The sequence below is a fragment of the Petrachloros mirabilis genome, from assembly GCF_975968855.1.
The window spans coordinates 1-10,306 of the sequence record NZ_CDLUDY010000111.1 but is presented as its reverse complement, the minus strand read 5'-3'; the positions used below and the strand labels follow the sequence as shown (position 1 = coordinate 10,306).

The 10,306-nt window shown below is 56.3% G+C and carries 13 protein-coding genes; 7 read left to right on the top strand and 6 right to left on the bottom strand.

Going from position 1 to position 10,306, the window contains the following annotated elements; all coding sequences use genetic code 11:
- Window positions 1-420 (top strand): SDR family NAD(P)-dependent oxidoreductase (locus ACWVCN_RS04725; protein ID WP_455244367.1); only part of this gene is annotated, 420 nt, incomplete at its 5' end.
- Between the two features lie 32 nt (window positions 421-452).
- Here ACWVCN_RS04725 and ACWVCN_RS04720 read toward each other — a convergent pair.
- The 5 genes from ACWVCN_RS04720 to ACWVCN_RS04700 all read right to left on the bottom strand — a co-directional run bounded on the left by ACWVCN_RS04720 (window position 453) and on the right by ACWVCN_RS04700 (window position 4,113).
- The gene (locus tag ACWVCN_RS04720) at window positions 453-893 is read right to left on the bottom strand and encodes a hypothetical protein (protein WP_455244366.1); all 441 of its coding nucleotides are present in this window, start codon (window positions 891-893) and stop codon (window positions 453-455) included.
- 51 nt (window positions 894-944) lie between these two features.
- Window positions 945-2,159 carry a hypothetical protein gene (locus ACWVCN_RS04715; protein WP_455244365.1) on the bottom strand — a complete coding sequence of 405 codons (1,215 nt, stop codon included), beginning with the start codon at window positions 2,157-2,159 and terminating at the stop codon, window positions 945-947.
- A gap of 6 nt (window positions 2,160-2,165) precedes the next feature.
- Window positions 2,166-2,378 (bottom strand): hypothetical protein, encoded by a 213-nt coding sequence (locus ACWVCN_RS04710; protein WP_455244364.1) that lies wholly within the window; start codon window positions 2,376-2,378, stop codon window positions 2,166-2,168.
- Between the two features lie 284 nt (window positions 2,379-2,662).
- Window positions 2,663-3,322, bottom strand: coding sequence for a hypothetical protein (locus tag ACWVCN_RS04705; RefSeq protein WP_455244363.1), 660 nt, complete (start codon window positions 3,320-3,322; stop codon window positions 2,663-2,665).
- 68 nt (window positions 3,323-3,390) lie between these two features.
- Window positions 3,391-4,113: a chlorite dismutase family protein gene (locus tag ACWVCN_RS04700; RefSeq protein ID WP_455244362.1), complete on the bottom strand. Its 723-nt coding sequence runs from the start codon at window positions 4,111-4,113 to the stop codon at window positions 3,391-3,393.
- A gap of 148 nt (window positions 4,114-4,261) precedes the next feature.
- On the opposite strand from ACWVCN_RS04700, the gene ACWVCN_RS04695 reads away from it, so the two are divergent.
- From ACWVCN_RS04695 to thpR, 3 genes are read left to right on the top strand one after another with little or no spacing between them, the layout of a single operon-like run.
- Window positions 4,262-4,861, top strand: a complete 600-nt coding sequence (locus ACWVCN_RS04695; protein WP_455244361.1) for a hypothetical protein — start codon at window positions 4,262-4,264, stop codon at window positions 4,859-4,861.
- 50 nt (window positions 4,862-4,911) lie between these two features.
- Window positions 4,912-6,174 (top strand): competence/damage-inducible protein A, encoded by a 1,263-nt coding sequence (locus ACWVCN_RS04690; protein ID WP_455244360.1) that lies wholly within the window; start codon window positions 4,912-4,914, stop codon window positions 6,172-6,174.
- On the top strand, window positions 6,171-6,785 hold the full coding sequence (gene thpR, locus ACWVCN_RS04685; RefSeq protein WP_455244359.1) for an RNA 2',3'-cyclic phosphodiesterase: 615 nt from the start codon (window positions 6,171-6,173) through the stop codon (window positions 6,783-6,785). Before ACWVCN_RS04690 ends, thpR begins: the two co-directional genes overlap by 4 nt.
- Before the next feature lie 79 nt (window positions 6,786-6,864).
- Here thpR and ACWVCN_RS04680 read toward each other — a convergent pair whose 3' ends face one another.
- Window positions 6,865-7,953 (bottom strand): HD domain-containing phosphohydrolase, encoded by a 1,089-nt coding sequence (locus ACWVCN_RS04680; protein ID WP_455244358.1) that lies wholly within the window; start codon window positions 7,951-7,953, stop codon window positions 6,865-6,867.
- A gap of 116 nt (window positions 7,954-8,069) precedes the next feature.
- Here ACWVCN_RS04680 and ACWVCN_RS04675 point away from each other — a divergent pair, with 116 nt between their 5' ends.
- The 3 genes from ACWVCN_RS04675 (at window position 8,070) to ACWVCN_RS04665 (ending at window position 10,240) form a co-directional block, all read left to right on the top strand.
- On the top strand, window positions 8,070-8,453 hold the full coding sequence (locus ACWVCN_RS04675) for a hypothetical protein (RefSeq protein WP_455244357.1): 384 nt from the start codon (window positions 8,070-8,072) through the stop codon (window positions 8,451-8,453).
- A 124-nt stretch (window positions 8,454-8,577) separates the two neighbouring features.
- Window positions 8,578-9,657, top strand: coding sequence for a recombinase RecA (recA, locus tag ACWVCN_RS04670; protein WP_455244356.1), 1,080 nt, complete (start codon window positions 8,578-8,580; stop codon window positions 9,655-9,657).
- A gap of 25 nt (window positions 9,658-9,682) precedes the next feature.
- Window positions 9,683-10,240, top strand: coding sequence for a regulatory protein RecX (locus ACWVCN_RS04665; protein WP_455244355.1), 558 nt, complete (start codon window positions 9,683-9,685; stop codon window positions 10,238-10,240).
- Window positions 10,241-10,306: the final 66 nt, after the last annotated feature.

Genomic DNA, 10,306 nt, shown 5'->3' with positions numbered 1-10,306 from the left:
GTCATGGGTCCGTATTCTGCCTCCAAGTTTGCGTTGGAGGCCTTAACGGATGCGTTGCGGATGGAGCTGAGGCCGTGGGGGATTGCGGTGTCGATCATCGAGCCGGGCGCGATTGCCACTCCGATCTGGAACAAGTCGGTGCACCAGGCGCTTGAATTGGAATCCTCCGTCAGCGCAGAAGGCAGGTGTCTGTACCAGACGACGGTTCACCGCGTGAAGGAGGCGGTGGAGGATGCCGCGAGGCGGGCGATTCCTGCCGATGCCGTAGTGGATGTCGTGCTGCACGCGTTGACGGCTGCACGTCCGAAGACTCGTTACTTGGTGGGAAAGGACGCCAAGATTCGGGCGTTCATGGCGAAGTGGTTTCCCGACAGACTGCAGGACTGGATTTTAAAGAAGGCGATGAACTTGCCGTCGTAGGTAATGAGAGGAGAACCCGATAACGGGTATGATCAGCCGACGAGGTCGGGATTGAGGCGCGACATCGATTTGATGGAGAGGGCCTTGATTTCGTTATAAATGATGGCGCGGCCCGCCTGGCGAAGCCTGGTAAAAATACCTTCCACGATAACCTGTTCACCTTCGTGCACCTGGACACGCCCCAGACCAATCACCTTGACTGTTCCAGCCGTATCTTTGAGCAGGAACCCATAAGCCGGCTTCCCCTGTCGATTTGTGGCTAACTGAATGTTCGTCACCTCGCCGGACACGACGACTGCCTGCCTGTCGTATTGTTCCGGATGGGTGATGAGGTCGGCGAGATCAAGTATCCCGGAGGCAGACGCCATCCCTGCCTGAGGAAAGAAGACGGTCAGGAGCAGAATGACAGGTCCGTAACTTTTGAGGAGGTCTGAAAGCAAAGACTGAGAATTGCCCTGAATTATTTTTGCCATAACTCTAATGTGTAGTATATCGGCTCGCAGTAGAATTGTGAAGGGAAAGTGCTACCATTTGTCGGAAGCGCGGCCGCCCGATACGTCCTCTCCCTTGAAGTTCTTGAGAATCTCTAATTGAATATCCGTCAACGGTTTTTCCTCGGTGGCCGGTGGACCTTCCAACGCAGCGGCATCGACTTTCGGGATCGGGGCGGTCCGCTTCAGAAGTTCGTCAGCCAATCCCTCCGGGCTAGTATCGAGATCGTTCATAATGGCGGCCAACCGCTGCAGGCCGAACAGATTTCTCGTAACTTCCGAGTGCATGGCATTCGAGCTGGCTCCTTGAACCAACGAAAGCCAGAATTTGGTTTCCTGGTCTTCAGCCAGCGCGCCCCATGCAAGGAGTGTCAGCTTATCGATGAGGTTCGACTCCGTCCGCTCCAGACCATCATAGGTCGAGAGTGACCGCTCGACTGGTCTTGTCGCGAGTACCGTGAACGTTTCCTTCCACAAATCAAGCGGGGCGGTTTGTGTTGCTGCAACCGCTGCATTGCGCTGGATGGCCGCTTGGAGTGCCTGGATGTATTGGGTCAGATACTTCATTTTGCGCGCCGCCAGGCTGCCGGCCGGTATTCCCCAAATATGTGCGATCTCGTGGTCTTGAAGGGGGGTCATGTCGGCGGTGTAACGTTCCCGTTGCGCAATATCAAGCCGTTTTCGGTATCGATCGGCCAGGCGGAGCTGTGTCTGCATGTCGATCGCCAAGCGTTGTTGCTGGTACTCGTCCGCAGTGATCTCGTCAGCGTCCCAACGTTTGTCGAGAGCCCGGAGAACCGGTTTCGGTACGGCGGTGCGGGCCTGTGTTTTCAGCTGATTGACTGCTTCTGCCGTCATGCCGAATCGACCGGTCAGGAGCTCGGCCGTGCGGTCAGCCATGGCATTGCGTAGTGCGAGGAGTTTCGAGAGACAATCGCATTGCAGCCGGGTCCGTTCCCGTTTCAGTCTCACGTACCGGAGATACAGGTCGCGCTTGTCCCGAACAGCCTTGAGCGCCTCCTGTGTCAGAATGTTATACGCGGGTTTCGTTCCCGAGACGCAGCGCGGATCGGGACGATCTGCCGTCATATAGTTGATGTCTTCCTCCGTCACGTCGAAATGTTGCAGCAGGATCAGGCGCAGCATGATTCTGCCCTGCACCGGCATCGCGGCGATGACGGATTCGATCAAGGCCGGCGTCAGCGGAGAAGAAGCGGTCGTTGTGGTGTTGTCTGTTGCGGTTTCCATAGGTGTTTAGGCTGTTCCTGTTTGCTGGTTTTCGAGATAGACGGCGACGTATTCTCGGAGGTCTTGCACGCTTCCGCTTGTAAACAGTTCACGGGGAATTTCCACGCGTGTCAGAGTAGCTGGATCGACGCCCCGTTCGCTAGCGTATTCCTCGTCAATGTAAAGGCTGACTGATCCGTCTGAGTGGCGTATGGCGTAAAGAGCATTGGTATCGGACATGTCGATATCTCAATTGTACGTATGTACGTACGGCCCTACCGGGCGCGCCTTTAGAGGTAACATATGGGGATTTGGCCTGTCAAAGCGGATCGGCGGAAATGATGATCTGTTGGTCGCTTCTGCCCGCGGTACACCAGAACCGATTGGAATTTCACATCATGGGAGGTGCTCGCACGCCGAAATGTGCCCCTACCCGTGACCCGGGCGGGTGAGAAAATTGCGCGCAATGGGAGTCCAAGCGGTTTCCGTGCTTCATATGGGAGAAATGAGCGAACTCGGAGGGATCATTGGGCAGGTTTGTGAAGGAGAACGTGGCGACGCCAGAGGAGGTAGAGGGTCGAGAGGACGATGGCGATCAAGAGCGTGTTCCTGATTCGACCGGGACCGAAACAACTCAGGTTCACCAGACCATTGGTGAATCCGTAGGCGGCATAGACCAAATAGATGAACAGAGACCAACGGCGGAGTTTCATGAATCCGTATCCCACGGTCAAATGGAGGGCGGGAGAGATGGCCTTGGTGAGAAATCCCGGGATGCCTTCGGGTTTGGTGCAGTAGAAAGGCAGGAGGTAGTCGAGATTCATCAGGATGATCCAAGTGTCGTTCAGAGCACTGATGAACAAGAGGAGTCCGAGAAATCGGATGTCGTGTCCCCGGTGCCAGACTTCGTGCCAGGTCAGTATCCATGATGCCGGTTTTCCTATTTGCCAGAGATAGGCGTCGTAACTTTGGAGTGCCCACCAAGGCAAAGCCAGGATCATAAAGAACAGGACTTCTGCGGCGCGTCCGGAAATTATTCCGAGGGCAAGACTGGCGAGGACGAGAAAGACTGTCACGACAAAGGCGATGCTTGCTTGGCGGAGGCGACCCTGAGAGAGTTGGCCCAATCCGGGGAAGATGGCCGAGAGAAATGCGGCACGTCTGTCAAAGAGATCGGCCATCATGAAACAGGAAAGGCCTTCGATCGAACGATCGAAGGCCTTTCATCTCCTTCACCCTCAACCTGCGTGTGCTATCCGCCCAGGGTGTCGAGGGTTTCCTTCAAGCTGCCACGGATGCAGGTGAAGATCGGCGTGTCGCGCAAGGTGTAGCGCGAACCTTCCGTTTCACGCAAAGCCATCACGAGATCGAGGAAGTCTTCCGGCTTGTCGCTCTCGAACGCAACCACCCATTCCTGATCGTCAAGGCCGAAGGAATAGGTTGTGTTCAGTTTCACGGAAGGGAAACGATGGCCGACTTCGATATGTTCATCCATCATACCCTGGCGAGCCGCCTTGGTGAGCAGAAACCATTCGCGGGTTTTCAAAAATGGATAGACGAAGATGTACTTGGCTTTCCCCGGGATAACGGTGAGCCGCTTGCTTTCCTGCCCTTCGTGCGAGTGGTTGTCGACATAGATGGATCGCTTGGTTATGGACAAGTAGGAGTAAGGCGTCGTGATATAGCGACCCAGGCCCGAAGCCAGTATTTTCGTGCTCATCTGCTGAAAGAGTTCGAGCTCGTAGCTGATCCGCCACAGCATGAAGTCGCAATCGCCGCGGATCCCGACAGTGGTGTAGGGGATGACCAGAACTTTTCCCGCGTAATCTTCGACGGCGCGAAGGAATTCCTGCTTCCCCTTCGTCCGCTCATCTTCCGGCAGCCGGCGCCAGGCCGGATCGACCTTGTAGAAGGCGAAGTTGACGTATTGTCGCTTGGGTGTCTGTTGCCCCGGCTGTTGTTCGTGGCCTGCCATGAACTCCTCCGTGTCACGTCTTAAGAAAACAAGATTGGATAAAGGAAAGACTGAATTCTGTACCACTTCGTGTTTTGCTTTGTCAACGGGGCGGGAGAGCCTCCCGCCGCTCGTTGACAGGCAAAAATCGTTCTGCTACAGGCACAGCATGAACCGGATCACAGGCGCGTTGTGCACGACTTTGGTGGCCGGCTTTTTTGCCGGCAGTACCTCCCTCGCGGTTGCCATTGATGTTCAGCCGACTCAGGAACAGATTCGGGCTGCGATTGATCGGGGGCGGGATGCCGCCATGCAACATAGTCCGCCTGATGCTTTCTACGTCCGTTTCGGGGCGAGGGAAGATTTACATCCCAGCGGGTTTCTGGTGACGAAGCTGGGAGCCCTCTCCGTGATGGCCACGCATATGGCGCTGCGCGGGCTTGAGCCGAGCGATGCGGATATCGCGCAGGTACTCGACGCCAAAACCATGTTGATCAGTGCAACGATCTTTGGGAACGTGCCGAACTTTGCCGTCGATAGTTATATGGTGATGGATCAAGGGGGTAAGACGATCAACCCGGTCACGGTCCGATTCGATTCGCGGGCGAATCGGAGTTCCGTCTGGCCGGATGTCCCGCGATTCAAGGCCAAAGTTGTGGCATCGTTCAATTATCAAGATTTCGATCCGGTCGCGCCGACAACGGTCACGATTTTTCCTGCCAACGGCGGCGAAGTCACATTCCCGCTCGACTTTTCCCAGATGAAGTAGCGGCCTCATTCTCGCCTATGTATCGACCACGTCGTCGAATAGTCGTTCCCGTGGCTGAAACGATTGCGATCGGTTCCGAATTGCTCGTCGGCGGCCGGACCGACAGTAATTCGCTGCTGATTTCTGAACTGTTGGGCGAACTTGGAATTGAGGTTCGATTCAAATCGGTCGTGGGTGACAGCCGGGCCGACATCGTGAAGGTGTTGAAGTCAGCGGCCGGCCGTGCCGGTGTGATCGTGATGACCGGTGGACTTGGGCCGACTGTGGATGACTGTACGAGGCAGGCGGTTTCCGCATTGACTGGAAAACGTCTTGCGCGGCGAAGAGAAGCTTATGACGGATTGAAGGCGCGATTGGCCCAGTGGGGAAGGACACCGAACAAAGGTCAATTGCGCCAGGCGCTTGTGCCTTCCGGCGCCTCGGTGCTTACGAATCCGGTCGGTTCCGCGCCCGGCTTCTGGATGAAGTGGAGAGGGACGATTCTGATCGCCTTGCCCGGCGTGCCGAGTGAAATGGATGCGATGATGAAAGGCGGAGTGATTCCGTTACTCTTGAATGAGGTGAACAGCCGGGTCCGTTCCGGTTCAAGACGCATTGTGCGGCTGGTGTTCCATACCTGGGGATTGCCGGAAGCGGATGTCGATATGAAACTGACGGGCCTCATGCCGAAGCAGGTACCAGTCGACCTTGGGTTGCTAGCCTCGCCGATGGGTGTGCTGGTGTCTTTGACGACAAGACCAAGGGCCGTCGTTGAGGACAAATTAATGACGAGACTGGCCAACGATGTACGTCTGCGTCTTGGCGAATGGATTTTTTCTGAGGGACGAGAGACGATGGAAGAGGTGGTCGGACGTTTGTTGATCGAGCAGAACCGCACGATCGCGCTGGCTGAATCCTGTACAGGCGGCTTGATCGGGCACCGTATCACGCAGGTTCCGGGTTCGTCGGCCTACTTCGATCGCGGCGTGATCTGTTACAGCAACAAGGCGAAGAGCGACCTGCTCGGGGTTCCTCCTGCGGTCATCGACAAACACGGTGCGGTCAGTCCTGAAGTGGCCGCGGCAATGGCTAAAGGGGTACGCGAGCAAAGTGCGGTTTCTGTCGGGTTGAGTGTCACGGGGATCGCAGGGCCGAGCGGTGCCACTGCGACTAAGCCGGTCGGGCTCGTGTATATCGGACTTGATGCGGACAATGGTGACTGCATCACGAAGGAACATCGTTTTCACGGAGACCGGTCGGTCATTAAACAGCGCGCTTCGCAGGCGGCGCTCGACCTGCTGCGCCGGTGGCTCCGGTCCCAGGTCGGCCGATGATCCGCACATTTCTCGCGATTGAACTTTCCGAACCGCTTCGCCTGGCAGTCTCGAGACTGCAATTAGACATCAAACAACAGTTGAATCGAGACCTCTCTCGAAACGCGCGTATATCCTGGGTACAGTTGGCCTCGATTCATCTGACGATTAAATTCCTCGGCGACATCGACGAACAATTAGTTGCTCCCATGCAAGAGGCGATCGGTGAAGTTGTGCAGCGGTACGGTGCTTTTCAGATCCCGCTCGATCGCCTCGGTGTGTTCCCTCGTCTCCAGCAACCGAGGGTCTTGTGGGTCGGGCCCACGGAACAATGGGAACAGGGTGAAGAAGGCGATCGCCTCGCGTCGTTGCACCGGGCCGTGGATGACTGTTGCGGAACGTTGAATCTGGCGTTGGATGAGCGGCCCTTGACCCCGCATCTCACGCTTGCCCGCTTCAAGGAAGGTGAACGATCGGTGGGCCAGGCGTTGGCGAAGAGTGGGATTATGGATCGACCGGTGGCTCTCGGATCGTTGGCGGTGGAATCCGTGGTGCTGATGAGGAGTGAGTTAAGACCGGCTGGGCCTCGGTATACGAAGTTGTGGGAGGTCCCGCTGTCGACGAGAGAGTGAGAGATGCACTGAGGACACTCGTTCTTCTTGTCCGGCATTCAAGGCAGGCAAAAGTTTGCCCGGTCGGCGGGGGGGAGGGTTATTTCTGTTGTGGCTGTTCTCGCATGGTCGCGCAAAACACGGCCACGAGCGAAGGATCGAAGGCGGTGGCGGCCTGCTGTTCGATGCTCTCCAAGGCTGCTTTCATGGAAACAGGTGTGGCGCCAGGTTTGTCCGCCGTTAGCTCGTCGAAGGTTTGCGCGAGCGACACGATGCGCGCTAACAGGGGAATCCGGTCTTCCTTCAAGCCGAACGGGTAGCCGGTGCCGTCCCAGCGTTCATGATGTAACGCAATGACTTCTACGGCCTCCGCCGGTAATCCAATCGCCCTTCCGATGCGTGCTCCGAGGTCGGGCCGATGCCGGTTTCGCTGTCCGTCGTGATGAAGGATGGGGCTGCCATTGCCGCTGATCAGGTCCAAATCGTGCGCGAGGGCGGCGAGCGAGAGGTTCTGCTGATCGGCCAGGGGGAGTTGAAGCTTGTTGGCGATGAGGGTTGTGTAAAAACTAACCCGATTACCATGATTGACGAGATGGCGGTCTTTAGCTTCCAGGAGGTCGGAGATCAGTTGAATCAGCGGTGAGGTACTTTCCCGGCTTGAGACTTCCAATAGCCCGCTTTTGACCAGTTTGGCGTACCGGCTCATGATGTCCTGCCAGGCATAGGTGCAGGCAGGGTCCTGCCCCCACAGCGCGGCATTGTCGACAAGCGCAGCCCGGAGCATGTCGAGGCGTTGTTTCTTTCGCGCTGTTTGTAAACTGATCGAGAGCAATTCAGAAGCATTGAATGGTTTCAGGAGGAACCCTGCGGCGCCGTGGCGGACGCAGTCCATGGCCGACTGTAGGGTGCCGTAGGCGGTAACCATGATGACTTCGATCTCACGATGGGTTCGTTTGATTTCTTTGAGGATTTCGGAGCCGGACTGATCGGGCAGTTTGAGGTCGAGAGTGATCAGATCCACTCCCTGTTCGTTAATGACCGCAAGCGCCTTCTTTCCATCTTCTGCCGTAAGAATATTAAAGTCTTTCTTTAAGGTCAGGGTCAGAGCGGCACGCGGTGCTGATTCGTCGTCGACGATCAGGACGGTTGGCTTCGCTTCCGCGATTTCTTGTGGGATGGCTACTGACATACTTGATCTGTATGCCGTATCTCTGGTTTCGTCAAGGAATTCGCGAATGGATGCATCCGGAGAAACGCTCGAGTCAGGTGCTTGACCGGCCTCTGTCTTCGTACTAGATTGTTTTTATGAAATACGCGCTGGGTATTGCCGCTCTGCTGATGCATTTGGCCCTTCCTGTTCACGCTGAAGGACCGCCTGCATTCGACCCCGACCAGCCCTTCAATGAAGCCATGGAGCGCTATGCGCTGGAATCGTTGTTCGGCCGGGCCCTTGAAGAGCTGGAGGATCATTTCGACATTTCAGGGAATCTCGATTTTGATGAGGCGGGTGGGACCAGAAACCGGTGGTTGCAGTTCAGGTTCTATCCGGACGGAAAGTCTAGGTCAGATCAATATGTGGCGGCTGAAGGCTGGTTCGGCCCTTCACAGGAATCAGGGCGGCAGGAGTTTCATTTCCGCTTCTCCGTGCCGAAATCGCCACCCTCTCCTCGATACGAAAATGTGCTGTAGCTTCGTCTCCGCGTATTTGAAATCCCTCCATTTCAGGAAGTAGAGTCCTGTATTCTCCGCTAGGTTTCTCCCGGCTAACTAGGTATAATTCGCCACGTTTCACCCTGACGAGGAGGAATTGTCCATGGCAGAAAAAGACGACAAGAAGCGCGCTCTGGATCTGGCTCTCTCCCAAATAGAAAAGCAATACGGGAAAGGGGCCATCATGAAGCTGGGTGGCGCTGAGGCACCGGCGGATGTTCCTGCGATCTCGACGGGGTCATTAGGACTTGATATCGCTTTAGGGGTCGGCGGGTTTCCCCGCGGACGTGTGGTGGAAATTTTCGGTCCGGAAGCCTCGGGGAAAACGACTCTGACGCTCCATGCGATTGCCGAGGTTCAAAAGGATGGCGGAGTGGCGGCCTTCATCGATGCGGAGCATGCGTTGGATCTGGCCTATGCCAGGAAACTCGGTGTGCAAGCCGATGATCTGCTCGTGTCCCAACCGGATACCGGGGAGCAGGCGCTCGAAATCGCCGAAACGCTGGTGCGAAGCGGCGCCATTGATTTGATTGTGGTGGACTCAGTCGCCGCGCTGACGCCGCGGGCGGAGATCGAAGGCGAGATGGGCGATTCTCATATGGGATTGCAGGCGCGTCTGATGTCGCAGGCCCTGCGAAAGCTGACGGGAGCGATATCGAAATCACAGACAACGGTGATCTTCATCAATCAAATCCGCATGAAATTGGGCGTGATGTTCGGCAATCCCGAGACGACGACGGGCGGCAACGCCTTGAAGTTTTACTCCTCGGTACGCTTGGATATCCGCCGGATCGAATCAATCAAGGAGGGTCAGGAGGTCGTCGGAAGCCGTGTTCGGGTCAAGGTGGTGAAGAACAAGATGGCGCCGCCGTTCAAGCAGGCCGAGTTCGACATCATGTTTGCGCAAGGTATTTCGAAGACGGGTGAATTGGTCGATCTCGGCGTGGAAAAGAAGGTGTTGGAAAAGTCCGGTGCCTGGTATTCCTACCGCGGGGAACGCCTTGGCCAGGGACGTGATGCGGTGCGGGACATGTTGGCTTCCAATCAACCGTTGGCCCGTGAGATCGAAGGCAAGTTGCGCGAGCTGGCCGGCGTGCCCGGGCGTACCGCAGAGAAACCTGCCGCATCATCGGTGAAAGATGAGAAGCGGGAGGACAAGAGGGCTCACAAGGTCGGCGCCTGAAGAACTCAAGGGTTATAGGGATGCTGTGCAGAAGCGCAGCGAGCTTCTTGGGCTTTTTATCGGCGGAATCGGATGGTCAGGGCCCTCACTAGGCAGTGGTGTGAAACGGCGCATTCCCGAATCTTCGGAAGAATGGTTCCAGTGCGCAGTGCGCTATCTCGCCAGATTTGATCGCACGGCGGCTCAAGTCGAACGCTTCCTCAGGAATAAAGGGGCATCACCCCCTCAAGCCAAGCAGGTTATCAGGCGACTCTCTGACCTCCGTTATCTTGATGATCAGGGATATGCGAAGCGTTGGGTCGAAGGCTATTTGGCCCGTCGGCCGATGGGGAGGGAGAGACTCAAGTTTGAGTTGTGTGCGAAAGGGTTGCCCGAGGTATTGGTATCTTGCGTCATTCAGGAAGCGTTTGACGCCGTTGATGAGGAATCGTTGGCGCGAAGGGTGCTTCAGGAGAGGAGCCGGAACCGGCGCCGGCTTCTTCCGAGGCAGGCGGAAACGCTCCTACGTCAGCGGGGTTTCGGTGAGGAGACCATTGAGCGTATTATAAGTGGTCTTACTCAGAGCAAGGGATGGGATTCATGACGAAGAGTGCACAGGATATCAGGCAGTCCTTCATCACCTATTTTGAACAACAAGGCCATCAGTCCG

Coding starts and splice junctions, on each gene's coding strand:
- ACWVCN_RS04680 (WP_455244358.1), bottom strand. CDS start 7,953: ATGTCAGTAGCCATCCCACAAGAAATCGCGGAAGCGAAGCCAACCGTC.
- ACWVCN_RS04710 (WP_455244364.1), bottom strand. CDS start 2,378: ATGTCCGATACCAATGCTCTTTACGCCATACGCCACTCAGACGGATCA.
- ACWVCN_RS04705 (WP_455244363.1), bottom strand. CDS start 3,322: ATGATGGCCGATCTCTTTGACAGACGTGCCGCATTTCTCTCGGCCATC.
- recA (WP_455244356.1), top strand. CDS start 8,578: ATGGCAGAAAAAGACGACAAGAAGCGCGCTCTGGATCTGGCTCTCTCC.
- ACWVCN_RS04720 (WP_455244366.1), bottom strand. CDS start 893: ATGGCAAAAATAATTCAGGGCAATTCTCAGTCTTTGCTTTCAGACCTC.
- ACWVCN_RS04695 (WP_455244361.1), top strand. CDS start 4,262: ATGAACCGGATCACAGGCGCGTTGTGCACGACTTTGGTGGCCGGCTTT.
- ACWVCN_RS04675 (WP_455244357.1), top strand. CDS start 8,070: ATGAAATACGCGCTGGGTATTGCCGCTCTGCTGATGCATTTGGCCCTT.
- thpR (WP_455244359.1), top strand. CDS start 6,171: ATGATCCGCACATTTCTCGCGATTGAACTTTCCGAACCGCTTCGCCTG.
- ACWVCN_RS04700 (WP_455244362.1), bottom strand. CDS start 4,113: ATGGCAGGCCACGAACAACAGCCGGGGCAACAGACACCCAAGCGACAA.
- ACWVCN_RS04715 (WP_455244365.1), bottom strand. CDS start 2,159: ATGGAAACCGCAACAGACAACACCACAACGACCGCTTCTTCTCCGCTG.